The organism is Salaquimonas pukyongi (genome assembly GCF_001953055.1).
Classification (GTDB): Bacteria; Pseudomonadota; Alphaproteobacteria; order Rhizobiales; family Rhizobiaceae; genus Salaquimonas; species Salaquimonas pukyongi.
Genome location: NZ_CP019044.1, coordinates 1,538,970 through 1,557,698, shown reverse-complemented (window position 1 = coordinate 1,557,698; position 18,729 = coordinate 1,538,970). Strand labels below are relative to the sequence as shown.

22 protein-coding genes and 1 pseudogene are annotated in these 18,729 nt (G+C 58.5%); 16 read left to right on the top strand and 7 right to left on the bottom strand.

All coding sequences use genetic code 11. The features are described 5' to 3' along the window. The first annotated feature begins 12 nt into the window (after positions 1-12). The 4 genes and pseudogenes from BVL55_RS07565 to BVL55_RS07555 all read left to right on the top strand — a co-directional run bounded on the left by BVL55_RS07565 (position 13) and on the right by BVL55_RS07555 (position 3,477). Complete coding sequence (locus BVL55_RS07565; RefSeq protein ID WP_083649434.1) at positions 13-1,419, top strand: amino acid ABC transporter permease; 1,407 nt, start codon at positions 13-15, stop codon at positions 1,417-1,419. Positions 1,420-1,512: 93 nt separating this feature from the next. Next, positions 1,513-1,710, top strand: a pseudogene (locus tag BVL55_RS17360) (NADH dehydrogenase subunit E); the annotation flags it as partial. Between the two features lie 261 nt (positions 1,711-1,971). Beyond that, positions 1,972-2,721, top strand: coding sequence for an amino acid ABC transporter ATP-binding protein (locus BVL55_RS07560; protein ID WP_156892603.1), 750 nt, complete (start codon positions 1,972-1,974; stop codon positions 2,719-2,721). 15 nt (positions 2,722-2,736) lie between these two features. Then, on the top strand, positions 2,737-3,477 hold the full coding sequence (locus BVL55_RS07555) for a TIGR02117 family protein (protein WP_075996372.1): 741 nt from the start codon (positions 2,737-2,739) through the stop codon (positions 3,475-3,477). Position 3,478: 1 nt separating this feature from the next. Here the strand turns inward: BVL55_RS07555 and BVL55_RS07550 are convergent, their stop codons facing one another. Further along, complete coding sequence (locus BVL55_RS07550; protein WP_075996371.1) at positions 3,479-4,660, bottom strand: FAD-dependent monooxygenase; 1,182 nt, start codon at positions 4,658-4,660, stop codon at positions 3,479-3,481. Between the two features lie 21 nt (positions 4,661-4,681). Then, positions 4,682-4,924: a zinc-finger domain-containing protein gene (locus tag BVL55_RS07545; protein ID WP_075996370.1), complete on the bottom strand. Its 243-nt coding sequence runs from the start codon at positions 4,922-4,924 to the stop codon at positions 4,682-4,684. A gap of 112 nt (positions 4,925-5,036) precedes the next feature. Here BVL55_RS07545 and BVL55_RS07540 point away from each other — a divergent pair, with 112 nt between their 5' ends. From BVL55_RS07540 to BVL55_RS07525, 4 genes are all read left to right on the top strand, one after another. Beyond that, positions 5,037-5,783, top strand: coding sequence for an alpha/beta fold hydrolase (locus BVL55_RS07540; RefSeq protein WP_075998005.1), 747 nt, complete (start codon positions 5,037-5,039; stop codon positions 5,781-5,783). Positions 5,784-5,937: 154 nt separating this feature from the next. Continuing rightward, positions 5,938-6,780 (top strand): serine O-acetyltransferase, encoded by an 843-nt coding sequence (cysE, locus tag BVL55_RS07535; RefSeq protein WP_075996369.1) that lies wholly within the window; start codon positions 5,938-5,940, stop codon positions 6,778-6,780. 186 nt (positions 6,781-6,966) lie between these two features. Beyond that, complete coding sequence (locus tag BVL55_RS07530; RefSeq protein WP_075996368.1) at positions 6,967-7,278, top strand: hypothetical protein; 312 nt, start codon at positions 6,967-6,969, stop codon at positions 7,276-7,278. A 95-nt stretch (positions 7,279-7,373) separates the two neighbouring features. After that, positions 7,374-7,574: a DUF3126 family protein gene (locus BVL55_RS07525; protein WP_075998004.1), complete on the top strand. Its 201-nt coding sequence runs from the start codon at positions 7,374-7,376 to the stop codon at positions 7,572-7,574. Between the two features lie 30 nt (positions 7,575-7,604). On the opposite strand, the gene BVL55_RS07520 is transcribed toward BVL55_RS07525, so the two are convergent. Beyond that, a complete protein-coding gene (locus BVL55_RS07520; protein ID WP_075996367.1) occupies positions 7,605-8,420 on the bottom strand; it encodes a hypothetical protein in 816 nt (271 codons plus the stop codon). A gap of 169 nt (positions 8,421-8,589) precedes the next feature. Here BVL55_RS07520 and BVL55_RS07515 point away from each other — a divergent pair, with 169 nt between their 5' ends. Together BVL55_RS07515 and BVL55_RS07510 are read left to right on the top strand one after the other, a co-directional pair. After that, on the top strand, positions 8,590-8,925 hold the full coding sequence (locus tag BVL55_RS07515) for a DUF6949 family protein (protein ID WP_075996366.1): 336 nt from the start codon (positions 8,590-8,592) through the stop codon (positions 8,923-8,925). A gap of 140 nt (positions 8,926-9,065) precedes the next feature. Next, positions 9,066-9,590 (top strand): gamma carbonic anhydrase family protein, encoded by a 525-nt coding sequence (locus BVL55_RS07510; RefSeq protein WP_075998003.1) that lies wholly within the window; start codon positions 9,066-9,068, stop codon positions 9,588-9,590. 134 nt (positions 9,591-9,724) lie between these two features. On the opposite strand, the gene BVL55_RS07505 is transcribed toward BVL55_RS07510, so the two are convergent. The 3 genes from BVL55_RS07505 to BVL55_RS07495 all read right to left on the bottom strand — a co-directional run bounded on the left by BVL55_RS07505 (position 9,725) and on the right by BVL55_RS07495 (position 11,974). Beyond that, entirely contained in the window at positions 9,725-10,357 is a 633-nt protein-coding gene (locus BVL55_RS07505; protein ID WP_075996365.1) for a transglutaminase-like cysteine peptidase, read from the bottom strand. 183 nt (positions 10,358-10,540) lie between these two features. Further along, positions 10,541-11,155, bottom strand: a complete 615-nt coding sequence (locus tag BVL55_RS07500) for a PilZ domain-containing protein (RefSeq protein ID WP_075996364.1) — start codon at positions 11,153-11,155, stop codon at positions 10,541-10,543. A 147-nt stretch (positions 11,156-11,302) separates the two neighbouring features. Next, positions 11,303-11,974 carry a PAS domain-containing protein gene (locus BVL55_RS07495; protein WP_075996363.1) on the bottom strand — a complete coding sequence of 224 codons (672 nt, stop codon included), beginning with the start codon at positions 11,972-11,974 and terminating at the stop codon, positions 11,303-11,305. 484 nt (positions 11,975-12,458) lie between these two features. On the opposite strand from BVL55_RS07495, the gene BVL55_RS07490 reads away from it, so the two are divergent. Then, entirely contained in the window at positions 12,459-13,205 is a 747-nt protein-coding gene (locus BVL55_RS07490; protein WP_075996362.1) for a rhomboid family intramembrane serine protease, read from the top strand. 73 nt (positions 13,206-13,278) lie between these two features. After that, positions 13,279-13,707, top strand: a complete 429-nt coding sequence (locus BVL55_RS07485; protein WP_075996361.1) for a CBS domain-containing protein — start codon at positions 13,279-13,281, stop codon at positions 13,705-13,707. A gap of 23 nt (positions 13,708-13,730) precedes the next feature. On the opposite strand, the gene BVL55_RS07480 is transcribed toward BVL55_RS07485, so the two are convergent. Further along, complete coding sequence (locus BVL55_RS07480; protein WP_083649645.1) at positions 13,731-14,771, bottom strand: patatin-like phospholipase family protein; 1,041 nt, start codon at positions 14,769-14,771, stop codon at positions 13,731-13,733. A gap of 345 nt (positions 14,772-15,116) precedes the next feature. On the opposite strand from BVL55_RS07480, the gene BVL55_RS07475 reads away from it, so the two are divergent. The 4 genes from BVL55_RS07475 (at position 15,117) to BVL55_RS07460 (ending at position 18,717) form a co-directional block, all read left to right on the top strand. Next, positions 15,117-15,425, top strand: coding sequence for an FtsB family cell division protein (locus tag BVL55_RS07475; protein WP_075996360.1), 309 nt, complete (start codon positions 15,117-15,119; stop codon positions 15,423-15,425). 559 nt (positions 15,426-15,984) lie between these two features. Further along, the gene (gene pdhA / locus BVL55_RS07470; RefSeq protein ID WP_075998001.1) at positions 15,985-16,965 is read left to right on the top strand and encodes a pyruvate dehydrogenase (acetyl-transferring) E1 component subunit alpha; all 981 of its coding nucleotides are present in this window, start codon (positions 15,985-15,987) and stop codon (positions 16,963-16,965) included. Between the two features lie 12 nt (positions 16,966-16,977). Continuing rightward, positions 16,978-18,417 carry a pyruvate dehydrogenase complex E1 component subunit beta gene (locus tag BVL55_RS07465; RefSeq protein ID WP_075996359.1) on the top strand — a complete coding sequence of 480 codons (1,440 nt, stop codon included), beginning with the start codon at positions 16,978-16,980 and terminating at the stop codon, positions 18,415-18,417. Beyond that, on the top strand, positions 18,418-18,717 hold the full coding sequence (locus BVL55_RS07460) for a hypothetical protein (RefSeq protein ID WP_075996358.1): 300 nt from the start codon (positions 18,418-18,420) through the stop codon (positions 18,715-18,717). The last annotated feature ends 12 nt before the right edge of the window (positions 18,718-18,729 follow it).

Here is an 18,729-nt window from a genome sequence, read left to right as displayed (position 1 = left end):
GGGAGGAAGATCATGTCGGACACCGATTCCCAAACTGCACTGCACCGCGCCGAGGCCGGCGCTCTTGAAATTGCCTATGTGCGCGAGCAGCTGGTTGAGCCCCTGCCGGCGCCCGCATCCGAAGTCGGCGTGATCGGCTGGATGCGCAAGAACCTGTTCAATGGCTGGTTCAACACGCTGCTGACCCTGTTTGCGCTGTGGCTTTTATATCTGATCCTTCCCGGCGTATTGAACTTCACGATTTTCAACGCCGTGTGGTCAGGCACGGACCGGCTGGCCTGTTCGGACATCAATCAGGGCGGTGAACTGTATGAGGGCTGGAAGGGGGCCTGCTGGCCCTATATCGGCGCCTATTTCAAGCAGTTCATTTTCGGCCGCTACCCCGACCCCGAGTTATGGCGTCCGATCCTGGTATTCATCCTGTTCTTCGCCGGGCTCATTCCCATGCTGATCCCCAGCGTTCCGTTCAAGCGGGAAACCATCATCTATATGCTGGGTATTTTCCCGCTGGTGGCCTTCATCCTGCTGACCGGCGGAAATATCGGCTATAACGGCTTTCTGCTGCCTGGCGCGATCATGGCGGATTCTGAACTGAAGTTCTGGGTCGACTACCTGATACTGACGGCCATCATCTGTGCGGTCGTGCATTTCATCGTGCGCGGCATGGATGGGGATTCCAGACGGCCGATCATCCTCACCCTCATTTGCATGGGGCTGCTGGGGGTGGTGCTGTTTATTGCCTCCGTCGATTTCGGCCTGACATTTGTGGAAACGCCACAATGGGGCGGCTTCATGATGACACTGGTCATTGCGGTTACCGGTATTGCCGCTTCGCTGCCGCTGGGCATCGCGCTGGCACTTGGCCGCCGCTCCGACATGCCGGTGGTCAAGCTGCTTTCGGTGGTCTTCATCGAATTCTGGCGCGGGGTGCCGCTGATCACGGTGCTGTTCATGTCCTCGGTGCTGCTCCCGCTCTTCCTGCCCGATGGCGTTACCTTCGACAAATTGCTGCGGGCGCTCATCGGCGTTGCGCTGTTTTCTGCCGCCTACATGGCGGAAGTGGTGCGCGGGGGACTTCAGGCGATTCCCAAGGGCCAGTATGAAGGCGCCATGGCGCTTGGCCTGAGCTACTGGCAGATGATGCAGAAAATCATTCTGCCGCAGGCGCTGAAGATCGTCATCCCGGGGATCGTCAACACCTTCATCGGCCTGTTCAAGGACACCACGCTGGTATCGATCATCGGCCTGCTCGACTTTCTGGGCATGATCAATCTGAGCCACTCGGACTCGCTTTGGGCAACGCCCGTTCAGGCAATCACCAGCTACATATTCTGCGCCTTCATCTTCTTCCTGTTCTGCTACGGCATGGCCCGCTACTCCAACTACATGGAACGCCGGCTTGATACGGGGCACCGCTAACGGCGGTGTTCCGTCACCAGGGATGGGCACGGGAAGAAAGTTCTAACACGGGCCGCGGCCCGAACCGGAAAACACAAAAAGGGTGAGACCCAGATGGCAAAAGCAAGCACCAAAAAACCGGCTCCCAAGACCAAGAAGCCGCCGCGCATGGCAAAGCCGAAGCAGGCTGATGACCTAAAGCGCATTTCCGGCGTGGGGCCGAAACTTGAAGGCGTGCTCAACGGCATGGGCATCTACAAATTTGCCCAGATCGCCAAATGGACCAAGCCGGAAGTCGAGTATGTGGACGACTTTCTGAACTTCAAGGGCCGCATCGAGCGTGACAACTGGGTTGGCCAGTGCAAGGCCTATGCAAAGGAAGCGGCTTCGGCTTCTTCTGCAGGCAGCAGGAAAGCCCCGGCGAAAAGGAAAACCGCCAAGGCCGCCGCATCGAGATCGACCACGCCGAAAGTCCGCTCAAAACGCGCCACACCGGCGAAGAAAGCAGCAAGCGCCACCCCCGCCAAGGCCGCGGCCATGCCCGCAAAGGCGAAGAAGGCCGCTGCTTCCAGCATGACGATTTCCGATACCGATGTGGCAGTGGAAATCACCGACATGCACAAATGGTATGGCGACTTCCACGTGCTGAAGGACATCAACCTGAAGGTCATGCGCGGCGAGCGCATCGTCATCGCCGGGCCGTCCGGGTCTGGCAAGTCGACCATGATCCGCTGCATCAACCGGCTGGAAGAGCACCAAAAGGGCAAGATCGTCGTTGACGGCATCGAACTTACCAACGATCTGAAGAAAATCGACGAAGTGCGCCGGGAAGTCGGCATGGTGTTTCAGCACTTCAACCTGTTTCCCCATCTGACCATCATGGAGAACTGCACGCTGGCGCCGATCTGGGTACGCAAAATGCCCAAGAAGGAAGCCGAAGAGATCGCGATGCATTATCTTACCAAGGTCAAGATCCCCGAACAGGCGCACAAGTTTCCCGGCCAGCTTTCCGGCGGCCAGCAGCAGCGTGTGGCAATCGCCCGTTCGCTGTGCATGAACCCGCGCATCATGCTGTTTGACGAGCCGACTTCGGCGCTTGATCCCGAAATGATCAAGGAAGTGCTCGAAACCATGGTGGAACTGGCCCAGGAAGGCATGACCATGCTGTGCGTTACCCACGAAATGGGCTTTGCACGCCAGGTCGCCAACCGGGTGATCTTCATGGATGAGGGACAGATTGTCGAACAGAATGAACCTGAAGCCTTCTTCGACAATCCCCAGCACGAGCGCACCAAACTGTTCCTGAGCCAGATCCTGCACTAATCGCAGGCTATTGCCTTGAAACCCGCGCGGCTTTCATCGGGCCTGCTTAAAACCGCAGGCTGGCTGATTGCCTTGGCGGTTTTGCTGCCGGCGCTGTATCTGGCAGCGGCGCTTGCCGGTGGCATGATCCCGAGACAACTGGATGGACCGGCAGTGCGTGCCCATGCCGGCGAACCGGGCCCTGTCACGGTGTATCTGGTGACCGGCCTGCTGCATGCCGATATTGCGCTGCCGGCAAGCGATGAATTACTGACAGATTTCCCCGGGCTGAAAGAAGCCGGTTTGCCGCTCGACCATCCGGGCTTGCGCTATCTCGCCTTTGGCTGGGGATCGCGCGCGTTCTACACCACCGCGGGAGACTACAGCGACATAACGTTTTCGGCGACCTGGCAAGCGGCCAGCGGCGATAAGCCCGTCATGCGGGTAACGCCGATGGGGCCGCTATCGGCAGGTGACAATGTTGTTGAACTCAACCTGCCGGCCGCCACCTATGGCCGTCTGGTTTCCGCCATCAGGGAAGGCTTTGTTACCAATGCCGACGGGCAACCCATCCACCTTCAAGGCGCGAGCATCGGGCAGGGGGATGCCTTCTTTCACGCCACGGGGCACTTCAACCTCTTTAATCCGTGCAATCAGTGGGTGGGAGATGTATTGCATTCGGCCGGAATAAGGATCGGTATGTGGACGCCGGTCACCCATTCCCTGATCCGCTCCCTGCGCCGGCACAGCCCGCACTTGTTGCCCGGCACCCTATAAATCACGGCTTCCAGTCATAGATCCAGGCCTGACGTTCTGCCAGCCGTTCGCCGTCGCTGAGCGATACCACCGCATTGCGCGCCAGACTGCCAGGCCAGCCCATGTGATAAATGCGCCCGTTCCGATGGGCCAGCGTCGCCACCCTGCGCACCCGCTGCCGGCGCAGCTTTTCCCATTGTGCCAGCGCCTTATGCGTGGTGCCGTGTCTTTCAACCATTGCAGCAAGGACTTCGGCATCCTCAATGCCCATGGCAGCACCCTGGGCGGCAAACGGCAGCATGCCATGGGCAGCATCGCCAATCAGAACCATCCGGCCATGATGCCAGGTTCCCCTTGCCGGCATTGCCAGGAGTGGCCATACCGGCCACTCTTCAACCGCCCCGAAGAGTGAGCGGAACGACCCGTGCCAGCGGCGCAAGCGCTGCAGCAGCACATCCGCGTCGCCCTTGCGCGGCAGCATCTGGCTGCGGTCGCGTGTGCGGATGCAGACAATCGCATTGACCTGGCGCCCCTTGCGCACCGGATACAACACGGCATGGGCACCCGTGCCCCAGACCAGCTGCGTGTTTTCAAGATCGAACCCTTTTGGCAAGGCGTCGGCGGAAATCATGCCGCGCCAGGCTTCAAAGCCGGAGTGAACAGCACCGGGCAGGGCAAATGCCTCTGTGCGGCCGGCAGAATGAATACCATCGGCAAACACCATCAGGGCGCCGCGATGGGTGTTTACCGAAGCGCCGCGAGTCACCATGGCGCTGATGCCGTTGGAATGGCCCACAGCATCGGAAACGGCAGAACCGGTCTGGATCGTGATGTCGGGATCATCGTTGCAGGCAGCAAGCAGGGCTTGTGCCAGCTCGCTGCGGTGAATGGTAAGATAGCCAATGCCATGCCGGCGGATCGCCGCGCTGCCGAGGGGAACAGTGTTGATCTGTTTTGCGCTGTCTGCCGTCAGAATGCGAATCCCGTCCGGCGCGCTGGCAACCCGCTTGACGGCCTCCAGCACATTCAATTTGTCGAAGACGCGCAAAGCATTGGGCGAGAGCTGGATGCCGGCGCCGGCCGTCTCGATCTGTCTGGAACGCTCGTGGACTTCCACACGGTATCCGCGGGCGGAAAACGCCAAAGCTGCTGTCAGCCCTGCGATACCGGCCCCGCTGATAATTATGGAGCGGCTCGCAGCCATGTCAGCGCTTCCCGCGGGCGGTCAGTGTCCGGCTTCCACAAGGCAGCCTTCCGGCTCGCTGCCATTGGCCGGTAATCCGCTCTTGAAAGTGAACAGGGTGGAACAATACGGGCAGACGATCTCGCTGTCATCTCCCATGTCGAGAAAGACGTGAGGGTGGTCGTGCGGCTCGCTGGCACCGCAACACATGAACTCCCTGACCCCGATGGCGATCCGGGAAACGCCTTCATCGTTCTTGAAATGCGGGATGGTCGATACGGCCATGGAACAGCACGCCTTGCCTTGTTTCGCTTTGTGGCCCGTTTTAAAAGAAATGCCAACACTTGCAAGCCCCTTGCAGCTTCTGCGCAAGTCTCTTTTTCACCGGGAACCTTCAATGCCTACCGCACGGATCGACGACGTAGAGATCGCCTATGTGGATGAGGGGGAGGGGCCTGCCATTCTCCTCATCCACGGCTTTGCGTCTTCCAAGAAAGCCAACTGGATTGATACCGGCTGGGTCACCTGGCTTGTCGAAGCAGGCTACCGGGTTATCGCCTTTGACAATCGCGGCCATGGCGAAAGCACGAAGTTCCACGACTCCGCCGACTATTCGCTCGAACTGATGGCAAAGGATGCCATCGGGCTGGTGCGCCATCTTGGTCTGAACAAGCCTCATGTGATGGGTTATTCCATGGGAGCACGCATCTCCGCCTGGCTTTTGATGCATCATGGAGAGGTGTTTTCAAAGGCGGTTCTGGCGGGAAATGGCGCCAGCATGATCGAGGGAAGCGGCGACTGGACCCCGGTGCGCGATGCCCTGCTGGCGCCCTCGCTGGCTGATGTGGGCGATGCCAGGGGACGCGCGTTCCGCAAGTTTGCCGATCAGACAAAAAGCGATCTTGTCGCACTGGCAGAGTGTGTAACCGCTGTGCGGCAGGTCTTTGCAGCAGAGGATTTTGAAAAGATCGCCAATTTTGTGCTGGTCGCCATTGGAACGAAGGACGACATTGCCGGTTCCGGACAGGTGATTGCCGATCTCATTCCCCATGGCGAACTGCTGGAAATACCGGGCCGCGACCACATGCGGGCGGTCGGCGATCCTGTCTACAAAGAGGGCGTCAGAGACTTTCTCAGCCGATAGTTGCAGGTGCAGTTGAACCTTCCATTCAACCGTACACGTTGCAGCATGAAGGAAATTTGATCCTTGATCTGAAAAAGCTGTGCTACCATCTTTTGTAACAACCCGTCGATAAACAGGGCAGGCCCCTGTGAAACTACAAGGAAAGGCCGAACCGATGAGCGGTAAACAAGGCGCACAAACCAATCCGGCAAATGCCGAAATCCATTCCATGGACCCGGTTTGGCAAGCTGTTTGCCGGGAAGCAAAGGCCATCGTTGAAAGCGAACCCATGCTGGGTACGTTTATCTATTCGACCATTTTGAACCAGCCGGGGCTTGAGGCTGCCGTGGCGCACCGTATCGCGGAGCGGTTGCACAATCGCGAGGTTTCCGGCGATATCATTCACCGGTCGTTTGAGGACATGCACCGCTCCGATCCTGACTGGGGCGACATTCTGCGCAGCGATATTGCGGCCGTTTACGACCGCGATCCGGCCTGCGACCGGCTGATTGAGCCCATTTTGTACTTCAAGGGGTTCCATGCCATTCAAACCCACCGGCTGGCCAATTGGGCCTGGTACAATGGGCGCAAGGATTTTGCCCTTTATCTGCAGAGCCGCTCTTCGCAGGTTTTCCAGACCGACATCAATCCGCAGGCGAAAATCGGCCGGGGTTTCTTCCTTGACCACGCAACCGGCCTGGTAATCGGGGCGACTTGCGTCATCGGCAACGATGTCTCGATCCTTCAGGGCGTCACGCTGGGCGGAACCGGAAAGGAAACCGGCGACCGCCATCCCAAGATCGATGACGGTGTTCTGATCGGGGCAGGGGCGACGGTTCTCGGCAATATCCGCATCGGCAAGTGCAGCCGTATTGCTGCCGGCTCCATGGTCATCAAGGAAGTCGAAAGCAACGTTACGGTTGCCGGCGTGCCGGGCCGTGTGGTGGGCGTGGCCGGTTGTGCAGAACCTTCCCGCAGCATGGACCAGATCCTGGCAGAGCAGTCCGAAGCCGGCTGATTGCGCCCGGCAATCTTGCCGCATTGCAACCCTGATTGCCGCCAGGATTGGCAGCCCTTACTCCCGTTTTCACGTTTTCGATACGGCCCATCACGGGATTGTTGAGGGAATGTGCGACCGCGTGAGCGGCCAATCGGTTATGGTTGCGCCCATTACCCCGATGCGAACGCGGAAAGACGACCCGTCATGAAAACCCTTTACAAGACTGCTGTTGCTGCTGCCTTTGTGCTGCTGGCTGGCTCTTCTGCCCACGGCGATGAGGCAGATCTGATGGTTGCGCGGGAACTGGCTGAACTCAGGATCGCCTTGCAGGATCTGGAAACCTCCGCCAACCAGGATGCCCGCTACGTTCTGCCCCTGAGAACGAACATTCAGCTTTCGCGCCTTTCGGCCGAATGCGCCTCCAGCATGGATCAGAACAGCCACCAGAACCCCATTTGTGCGCCATTGCCGGAAGTGGATGCGGATGGCGTGACCGGCGACATGCCGGCCTTTTAGGCAGGCCTCTTGCCGCCGCAAAGCGATTGCATGTCAATGCGCTCTGTGCCAGAACCCGGCAACGCTCCAGCGAAGCGAAAAAAGGGGAGAATGCGGTGACTTCTGAAGAAATCGGAAAGCTACAAGCCTATTTCCGCCGGTTGTTCGGCAATGACCTGCTGCAGGTTCGCGCGCGGCCGAAAAAGGACGATTCCTGCGAGCTGTACAAGGAAGACGAGTTTCTCGGTGTCATCTACAAGGACGAAGACGAGGACTACAACTTCTCCATGGCAATCCTCGACGTCGATCTCGACTGATTTTTTCTCGGACTGTTTATCCGGTTTCCTTCACCCCCTGGCGAGAAAACCTGTAACCGTCTTGCGCACGGCCCGGTCCAGTGCCATCCAATCGCCGATCAGATTGGCGTGAAAGCGGTAGCCGACCATCAAATCCTTGCCGATGTGAATGTCGCGAATGCAGTAGGGGGCGGCGATGCGGTCGCTTTCGCGGATGCAGCGGGCAGCGAACGGATAGGGGCTGTCCATCTCGTAATACAGATCTTCCATGAAATAGGCGCTGTCGGAAGAAAACGCCCGCCGAACCAGTCCGTGGCCGGCATCGATGGGCGGGCCGGCAAAGAATTTCTCGTAAATGGTGGAAACACGGCCCGACATGTCGGTCGTCATGTCCCGCGGCTCGATGGAGATGAACAGCAGCGGGGCACCGGCCTTCAGATCGTCGAATATTGCTGCCTTGCCGGCAGAATATCCCGCCATAGTGGGCCAGTGGAGATAAAGATCAAGCCTTTCCATCATGCTTGAATTGCGCTGGCTGCGGAAGCGTATCATGTTGGCCGGAACATTGAGCACTTCGTTGGCGATTGTGATCTGGCGCGGCGTTGTATCGGTTTCATGCCCTCCTTTTGCGACCAGGGCACCGTAATAGGACGCCATGGCGAAAATGATTACGGCTGCTGCCGTCATGGCTGCTGCGAGTTTGGCCAGCAACACCATGAAAGACTGCGACAACGCTTTGGCATCGGCTTGTGCTGCCGGCGCAGCGGCCTGATGGCGTTTGTGGTGGTAGCTGGGCACCAGGCGGTCGAAGCGCTGCTCGTGCGTTCTGCCCAACAGCCTGGCGGCATCTTCCACGGTGCTGACCATCATTTTTCCCCTTGGGCTGTATAGGCATTCAGGTTCGTGACGCGGCACACTGCGGGCCTGCGCGCCGTAACCATGTTTTCAGTTTTCCCGAATCAGCAGCGCGTAGTGCTTGCACCGCCCGCACAGTGCTGGGAGGATGGTAAACACATGGTTAAAGTAGGGGGTCGCCATGCTCGCAATTGTCTATGTTATTGCCACCGGTTTCGTTGCAGCCGGGCTGCTCAATGCACTGCATCAGGCCATTCAATCGCCACAGAACGGCGGTGAGGAAACGCAAGCCGTTGTGTTGAGCTTTGAAACACCGCTCGACAAGATGTGGTCGCTGGTTCTGTGTACCTTTGCCGGGCCGTTTTTTCTCGTTCATTACGGGCTTCGGTTCTGGTTGCAAAACCTTCTGCCAAGCCCGGCCTTTTTCATGACCCTCGTGCTGGGAACGGTGTGGAGTTTCTTTTCCGGCGTGGTTTTGGTGGAAACCGCCCTTTTTGTTTCCCTTCTTGTGCGCTAGGTGTGGTTTCCAATAAAGAGCTGCGCCGAGGCCCGGTTAGAGGAACGTGCTCTTCGGTTTTTGCGCGTTCGGGCCTTGCGATCGCGGCAAATCCGGAATTTGCCTGGCTTCATACGGCATCTGGCCGGCGGGGAAGTAACATGACGCTATACATGCTTGACGGGGTGGAACCGGACCGGACGGCGGGCTTTAGCTGGGTTGCACCGAGCGCTGCGGTGATTGGAAATGTCATTGTCGGCGCAGAGGTGGGGATCTGGTTTGGCGCCGTTATCCGCGGCGACAATGAACCCATCACCATCGGCAACCGCACCAACATTCAGGACAATTGCGTATTGCATACCGATCCGGGGTTTCCCGTCGATATCGGCGAGGGCTGCACCATCGGCCACAACGCGGTCATCCACGGCTGCACAATCGGCGAAAACTCACTGATCGGCATGGGGGCAACCGTTCTCAACGGGGCGAAGATCGGCCGCAACTGCCTGATCGGCGCAGGGGCGCTGGTTCCCGAAGGCAAGACAATTCCCGATAATTCCCTGGTCGTCGGCATGCCGGGCAAGGTGGTGCGCCAGCTGGATGAAGCTGCCATTGAGGGCCTGCGGCAATCCGCCGAACACTATGCCGCCAATGCAAAGCGGTTTTCGGCCGGCCTCAGTGAATGTTGAACGAGAATCCGTGGCAAGAAAAGCGAGAGCCGCCGCTGCTATTGTGATGCAGCTGACGGCTCCCATGATCCGGTCGTTGGGACGGGGAAGGTGGGGACACGACCGGATCTGTCTCAACCTTCGAAGGGTTTGCGCTACTGGTTGACGGAGCCAACCGAGGACACGAGCGCCTTTGCGTTGCGGCGGTCTGCGATGCCTTCCCATTTGCCTGAATGGGCAGCCGCCTGACGTTTCAGATAGCGGTATTCGGTCTCGTTCCAGGGCAGGATGCGTTCATTCAGATTGTCGAGAATGAAATCGCCCCGGTCTGTACGTACGGTAAGAACCGCATGACCGTCGCCATTGGGCTGGCGCACCACGGTGACCAGCAGAACCGATGCGGGCCAACCCTTCTGCATCAGCATGCGGCGCTTCAGCAATGCATAATCCTCGCAGTCGCCATAGGCTTCCGGCATGCTCCAGATTTCCGGCACGCCGAAATAGTCCATATCGGTAACCGGTGTTACCGTGGCGTTGGCATAGGCGTTGATTTCCACCATCTCACTCCAACGCTCGCGCGTTAAGTGCTCCGGCTTCATGCTGCGCGCCTTGATGCGGCAATCTGAACGGTTTGCCTGGCAGTACTCGTAATGTCCGATGGGTTGCGATGTGAGGCCCGTCGTTTCCATGATGGCCTGTTGGCCGGCACCGGCAGAGCTGGCGGAGGAAACTGCTGCAGCGATGCTTGCAGCAAGGAGCCATTTTTTGGCTTTTTTGATGTTTGTCATTTTGTGTCACCTTCCCAGTTAACGAGGGCAGGTTGACACAAACAACTTTCACGCCAGCCAATTTCGGCGGGTGCATTTGAACCGTGTTTGCCTCAAATCAGAGGCAAGTTTTCGGCAAGTTTGAGATGGATTTGATTAAAATTCTAAGGAGTTGGTAACGGCTTTATATCGCCGATGCTGCGCTCAGCGGCCGAGATACTCTTCCAGGGAATCGCGCGTCTGCACAATGGCGAACTCGATCGCCACGCCCTCGTCGAAATGACGGACGACCCGTCCACGCATTCTGCCCAGCCACAGCACCGTGCCGATGGCAGGCTTCACATTGAGCTCCAGCGCGGCGCCGGAAAGCGAAAGGTCGATGATGCGTGCCTGATAGACCCGGCCATCTTCAAGCTTGATGATGCCGGCAGCATTGCGCGGGCTGATGCGCTCGTGGCGGCGATCTTCTGGCAGGTTGAGTTCGTGGCGGTTGGCGAGCCATGTCAGTTTTGCCGCCAGCTTGTCGCGCTTGCGCTCGGTTGCGTTGACGCTCATGGCAAAGCCGCCTTCGAGCAGGCGCAGTATCTTGCCCTCCAGGCGTCCAACGTGATCCACATAGGCGATGACACGCTCGCCCACACTGCCCGAAACCGGTGCAATCAGCGCAGCACTGCCAGGTGACATATTGAGAACCTGACAGGGATATTCCTGCCGGTTTTCAAGCATGAACCGGCCGAACAAGGTTAGGTCGACGCGCGAGAACTCCCGCTCGGTGTCGCTTAGAAGGGATTCTATCTCTTTTTTTGCAAACGCAGTCATGACCAGGCTGATGTTACAGGCAAAACAGGAATCGGCCGGAACCGTTTCGCTGAACTGTGCAGCAACCTGGTTAATGAATGGTAATTTTTCAGCCGTTTCAGGCCGTTTGGGTAAACTTCCCGCAACGATATGTACGGATTTGGACGATCACTCTTTGCCGCCTTCATGTACCGTGAGGTGGCGGACTTTTTTGGCATGGGGCGCGATGACGGTTTCCGACACCGCTTCGATATAGTTGAAAACACCGTCAGGCGGCGTCAGCTGGGGCGAAAGGGGCGGCGCTTCATTGGCCTTCCAGTTTTCACCGGGTGATTCCTGTCCATCGGCGGGATCGATGCTGCGGGCGGAGCGAATCGTGCATTCGGTGATCGGCTCGGTTCCCAGCCAGAACTGGTCCTTTTCGCTAACTGCCATGCCGATGATGCGGGCGCTGCCATCGGGCATCGGCTCCAAAGGCAACAACAACACCTCGAAATCAGCCTGTTTTCCGCTGTCAGTCGTACCGCGCATGACGACCAGCACGGGCTCAAAGTCGCGATAAACCCTCGCCAGGACACGGGCAATGTCAAAACTGTCACGCTCGCTCCAGTGACCAAGGTAGCCATATCCCTTCAACTCGCGGCCGAAAATCGCACAAATTCTGGTGCCGGCCAGGCGATAGCTGATCGTCTTGAGCGCGCCGGAGACCTCCAGAATAAAGGTATCAGACAAAAGCAGGCGAATATCGCTTGGTTCAACCTCATCGCGCCTTGGCGCATTGCGGTGCCCGCGCAGCCGGTTCCAGTAGCCGAAGAGTTCCCTTGTAGCGGCATGTCTCATATCAATACACTTTCCCGTCCCAGTGTTTTCGTTGTGACACGGCATCGCGCAGGGGAGGCTTTACTGCCTGTTGCGTTGTGCCATTGCCGGACATCCGGCGAAAAAGCCGGGAGGCCCGCACACCAGGGAGCAGGGATCATGCCAGACCGGGCAGCGGTCAGGCGACAGGCCGGGCCGAATGACTTGTGGACAGGGCGGTCCAAACGCCCGGCCCTGACATTAAGGTTAACAAATGGTTTCGATTGCGCCGGCGCGCTGGATGTGAGATCACAACTGCGATCCACGTGACGGAATTTTTTGCTCCGTACGTAACAACTTCGGTATTCCTCGAACTCGTTGTGGGACGGGTATCATGGGGGACATGACCACCGCCCGGCATTGTCCGGGCGGTTTTTTATGTGCTGTGATGGTGCGTTTGCAGCGATTGACTAGGGTTTGCCCCGCAGGCAGTGTCTGCACGATCCATTTCGATGCGGAGCGCTTCTTGTCCGACTTTCAGAACAATGATCATCAAGAACCTGTGGCAGAACCTGCAGCAGAACCGGTGTTCAACCTGCCGCGTGCCGTTACAGCCCTGGCCGTTGTCCTGGTTGCCATCCATTGCGTGCGGGTGCTGCTCCTGTCACCTGAACAGAACATCGAAATCATCCTGCTGTTTGCATTCATTCCGGCCATGTTCGGGCAGGCAGGCGCGCTGGTCCCCTATCCCGAGGCGATATACTGGACCCCGGTCACATACGGTCTGCTCCATGGGGGCTGGCTGCATCTTGGTGTCAACATTGTGTGGATGTTTGCATTCGGCACGCCGGTGGCGCGGCGTTTCGGGGCTTTTCGTTTCCTGGCACTTTCCGTATTCGCCACTGCCTGTGGCGCGCTTGCTCAATATCTGGCTGATCCTGATGCGCTCGTGCCGATGATCGGGGCATCGGCTGCCGTGTCGGGTCACATGGGGGCTGCCATGCGGTTTATTTTCAATCCGCTTGCGGGCAGGGCAGGGCGAGGGTTTCGCCATGATATTCCGGCATTGTCGCTGGCCGAAAGCTTCACCAACCGGCAATTCGTCGTCTTCTTTATTGTCTGGATGGTAATGAATCTGGCGTTCGGAAGCGGCATTGTCGGTGTGCCGGGCTCTGAAAATGCCATCGCCTGGCATGCCCATATTGGCGGTTTTGCCGCCGGAATATTCGGCTTTTCGCTGTTTGAACGCAAAAACAGCACGTTATCTGCTTGATTTGTTGCCGATTCGGCGTTGCAATAGGGCAGAGCATTTGCTGCGTGCGGATGCAGGAAATGGAGGTCGCGCCATGAACATTTCGTCCATCCTTGCCGGCAAGGGCAACAACGTCATCACCGCCGAACCGGAAGCTTCGCTCGGCAGCGTTTCCAGGACGCTGGCAGAAAACCGGATTGGTGCCATCGTCATCCTCGACGGCAATGAAAAAGTCTGCGGTATCGTTTCAGAACGCGATATCGTTCGTCAGGTGGCAGCCAGGGGCGCGGATGCACTCGATCAGCCGATATCCGTCTGCATGACGAAGAAGGTCGTTTCCTGCGACCGGCAAAGCACGATTGATGAAGTGATGGGCATCATGACCCGCAACAAGTTCCGCCACATACCCGTCATCGAGGGCGGAAAGCTTGCCGGCATCATTTCGATCGGCGACGTGGTCAAGCACAAGATCGAGCAGGCAGAGCGTGAGGCCGAGGAACTCAAACAGTATATCGCGGGATAGTATCGTGTGTATGCTGATGCAGCCTACAGGCTGACGATCTGGTCCAGCACGCCCTGATCTTCCAGTTCGCGCAGACGCATCATCATCTCATCATAGCCGAGGCGGATGGCATCGTCGGCCTTGTGAAAATCGATCAGGCCGATTTCATTCAGTTTGGGGCGGATTGTGAAGTCCGGAGGATCGCCGGCAAGCCGTGCGCGGGCGATGCGGTCCTGAATGATGTTGAATGCTTCCACCATCACCGAGGTAACGCCAATGCGGTTCTCCCGCTGGCTGGCTTTTCCTTTCGCATGCATGAAGGAAAACCAGGGCGCGGCCTGTGAAATGGCATCATCGGCAAATGCATCTTCCAGGTGCTGATAGTGGGACTGGCGGATGACCGTCCCCTTGCCGAAGGCGGTGCCGGCAAGATTGACTGCGATGACAAGATCCGGCTCATAGGCCCGGCAAACGGAAACCGGAACAGGGTTGACCAGGGCGCCGTCGACCAATTGGCGGCCGCCGTGCAGCACCGGGGTAAAGACGCCGGGCAGGGCGTAGGAAGCGCGGATGGCCGGAACAATCGGCCCGTCCGACAACCATACTTCATGACCGCTCCGTATGTCGGTTGCGACAGCAACGAAAGGCCGGTCCAGTTTTTCGATGGAGACGTCCGACATGTGCTCTTCCATGCGGGCGGCGAGGCGTGCGCCTGAAATCAGACCACTGCCACGCAGGGTAAAGTCGAGATAGCGCACCACATTGGATTTGGTCAGTGAGCGGGCAAAGGCTTCCAGTTCGTCCATCACGCCCGACAGATAGGCACCGCCAACCAGGGCGCCGATCGAAGTCCCGGCAATCATCTTGACCGGCAGGCCGTATTCTTCCACCGCCTTGAGAACGCCGATATGGGCCCAGCCCTTGGCAACGCCGCCACCAAGGGCCAGCGCAACGCCGCCGACGCGATTATGGCCGGTATGTTTGGGGCCCCGGGCGCCCGGCTCCAGCACAAGGCCGGAAAGGGAAGGGGTGTCAATCGGTGGTGTTTCGCCGATCTCTGCTGCGGGCTCGTCATTGGCCGGCATGCTTTCCATTGCTTGCTTTGGATCAGGCTGGCTGTCCGGCGATGCAGAAAGGGCCGGTTCTGCGGCATGCTGCAAATCATCCTGTGACAGGGAAAGCGGTGCATCACCGCCCCGCAGCGCCGAAGCGCCATTCTCGCCACGTCTCAGATACGAATACCACGCCATAAACTTACTCTGCGCCCAAAAGGTAACGATTTAGGTAATTTTGATCCAAATCCGACATTCCGCCAATCTGATGGCACGCGCGCCAATTGGACGCCGCTGCGACAATAAACCCTTCCTTAAGCCTGCTTGCATAGGCTGTCTGCGGTTTCATTACTCCCAGCGTATTCGGGAAATCAGTTCATGTCGACGCGTCAGAAGCGCAAAAGCCGGATAAATGGCCTGATTGTTCCGGGCCTTTGCCTCTCCCTGCTTTTTTACTTTGCCTACCATGCCCAGACCGGGCGCTATTCCATCTACACCAAGGAAGAAATGCGTCAGGAGGCGAAGCGGCTCGAACGCCAGTTGGAGGAGTTGCGCGATGAACGCAGCCGGCTGCGCAACCGTGTCACTCAGCTGACAGTCGGCACGCTTGAACGCGATGCCCTTGATGAGGTCGCCCGCAGTCAACTTGGCTATGTCGGCGACGACGAACTCATCATCTTTTACTGATTTCCATACCTTTCCGTTCCGCTGCATTCTCTTCACGGGCCGTGTGTCATTCTATCTCGTTTGGCGTGCTCCGGCAGGCTTTCCGGGCACTCCGTGACCGGGGCATGAAATCCGCAATACTCAACCCATTCCATAATTAACCTGTTTTCAGTTAATAACTAAAATAATCAACAAAAATAGTCAGTTAGTATAATTTCCAACCGGCAAAAACGGTGGTTGATTGTTGGTGCAAGTTGATTGAATATGTTTGGGGTTGCGGCCCTGGGCCATGGCCTGGCCGATCAACATTGATCGGCAACGGTTTTCCGGCCGGGGCTATCAGGACGGGAAGCGTGAGACGGGGAGGTGCCCGGCGCCAGGCATTGGCAAGCCGGCGGGCCTTCCTGAACATTGTGCGTTTGGCCATCAGGCTACGGACAGCTTCTTGCCGCCAACGCGGCAGTTTGCTGCCCGGTCTGCTGGTTCGGATCGGGAGAACAAGATGGCTGCCAGACCGGCACGGGCGACAAAAGCGCCGAAACTCAAGCAGACCCCCACCACCAAGGATTCGCCGACCAAGATGGTTGCGCCGAAACCGGAGAAATTCTCCAAGGATCAGGACCTGGCCGCTTACCGCGAAATGCTGCTTATCCGGCGCTTTGAAGAAAAGGCGGGGCAGTTGTACGGCATGGGCCATATCGGTGGCTTCTGCCATCTTTATATCGGCCAGGAAGCTGTTGTGACCGGCGTGCAGATGGCGCTCACGGACGGCGATCAGGTCATCACCAGCTACCGCGACCATGGTCACATGCTGGCCTGCGGCATGGATCCGGCTGGTGTCATGGCCGAGTTGACCGGGCGCCAGGGCGGCTATTCCAAGGGCAAGGGCGGCTCGATGCACATGTTCTCCAAGGAGAAGAACTTTTATGGCGGGCACGGGATCGTCGGGGCGCAGGTTCCCCTCGGCACGGGCCTGGCCTTCGCCAACAAGTACCGCGAAAACGGCAATGTTTCCGTCACCTATTTCGGCGACGGGGCGGCCAATCAGGGCCAGGTCTATGAAAGCTTCAACATGGCCGAACTGTGGGATTTGCCGGTCATCTACGTCATCGAAAACAACCGCTATGCCATGGGCACCTCGGTCAGCCGGGCGTCTGCCCAGACGGATTTTTCCCAGCGCGGGGCGTCTTTCAACATTCCCGGCATGCAGGTGGACGGCATGGATGTGCGCGCGGTAAAGGCGGCAGCCGACATCGCGGCGGCATGGTGCCGGGCGGGCGAGGGGCCGATCATTCTGGACATGCAGACCTATCGTTATCGCGGCCATTCCATGTCGGACCCGGCAAAATACCGCACCAAGGACGAGGTCCAGAAAATGCGCGCCGAACATGACCCGATCGAACAGGTCAAGATGCGGCTGATCGAGGCAAAGCAGGCCACGGAGGACGATCTGAAGGCCGTCGACAAGGAAATCCGGGAAATCGTCGCCAAGGCAGCTGAATTTGCCCAGAACGATCCGCAGCCGGACGAGTCCGAGCTCTATACCGGCATCACTTTGTAAGGGAGACGCGCAATGCCGATAGAAATTCTCATGCCCGCGCTTTCCCCGACGATGGAGGAGGGCAATCTTGCCAAATGGCTGGTCAAGGAGGGCGACAGCGTTTCCGCCGGAGACGTGATTGCAGAGATCGAGACCGACAAGGCAACCATGGAGGTTGAGGCGGTCGATGAGGGAACGGTCGCCAAAATCCTGGTGGAAGCCGGCACCGAAAACGTCAAGGTCAACGAGTTGATCGCAATCCTGGCCGAGGAAGGCGAGGATGTGGAACAGGCGGCCAAGGGGGCTGATGGTGGCGGGGCTGATGGCAATGGTGCTGGCGGAGGTAGCGCGGCGCCCGCAGCCGCAGTGGAGGAAAAGCCCGCCGAAAAGCCTGCAGAGTCTCCAGCCACGGCTGCCTCGACAGATAGCGGTGTACCGGCTGCGGCGATCCGGCCCGTTCCTGCCGATCCCGACATTCCCGAGGGCACCGAAATGGTCTCCATGACCGTGCGCGAAGCGCTCAATACGGCCATGGCAGAGGAAATGCGCCGCGATGAGGATGTCTTCATCATGGGTGAGGAAGTCGCCGAGTATCAGGGCGCCTACAAGATCACCCAGGGGCTGCTTGACGAATTCGGCGCCAGACGCGTCATCGACACCCCGATCACCGAGCACGGCTTTGCCGGTATCGGCGTTGGCGCTGCAATGGCCGGGCTGAAGCCGATCGTTGAATTCATGACCTTCAACTTCGCCATGCAGGCGATCGACCAGATCATCAACTCGGCCGCCAAGACGCTTTACATGTCCGGCGGCCAAATGGGTGCGCCCATGGTGTTCCGCGGCCCCAACGGGGCGGCTGCCCGTGTCGGAGCCCAGCACTCGCACGATTATGCGGCGTGGTACAGCAATGTGCCGGGGCTGAAGGTTATCCAGCCCTACACCGCAGCCGATGCAAAGGGCCTGCTGAAAGCTGCAATCCGCGATCCGAACCCGGTCATTTTCCTGGAAAACGAAATCCTCTACGGGCAATCCTTCGAAGTGCCGAAGCTGGATGATTTCGTGCTGCCCATCGGCAGGGCCCGCATTCACCGCGAAGGCAAGGACGCAACCATCGTCTCCTTCGGCATCGGCATGACCTATGCGGTGCAGGCGGCGGAAAAACTTGCCGAAGAAGGCGTTGATTGCGAGGTGATCGATCTGCGGACCATCCGCCCGATGGACCTTGATACCGTTCTTGCCTCGGTGCAGAAGACCGGAAGGCTGGTCACGGTGGAAGAAGGCTTCCCGCAATCTTCGGTCGGCGATCACATCGCCTCGCAGGTGATGCAGCGTGCCTTCGACTATCTCGATGCGCCGGTGACGACGATCTGCGGCAAGGATGTTCCGATGCCCTATGCAGCCAATCTTGAAAAACTGGCGCTGCCGAATGTCGACGAGGTGGTCGCGGCGGTCAAGGCGGTGAGCTATCGATAGATGGTGCAGCGCCTCAACATCAAGTCCGCGCGGTATGACCGGCTTTCGGAATGTGTCCTGATGGACGGCCGCAACCTGACGGTCGCCGTGACGAAGGACGGGCTGGAAGCGCTGTATGACGTTGCGCTTGAACCCGATGAGGCCGTCATCAAGGCCATTGAGGAAACCCGCCGCCTGACACGCCTTGCCGAGATTGTGCCTGCCGATGACGGACGGGTGCTGATCACCAGAAAACACATCATGTCCGATGGGCGCTATCTCGACGATGCGCCAATCGACGACGACACACTACCCGTGTGAGGGAGACCATAC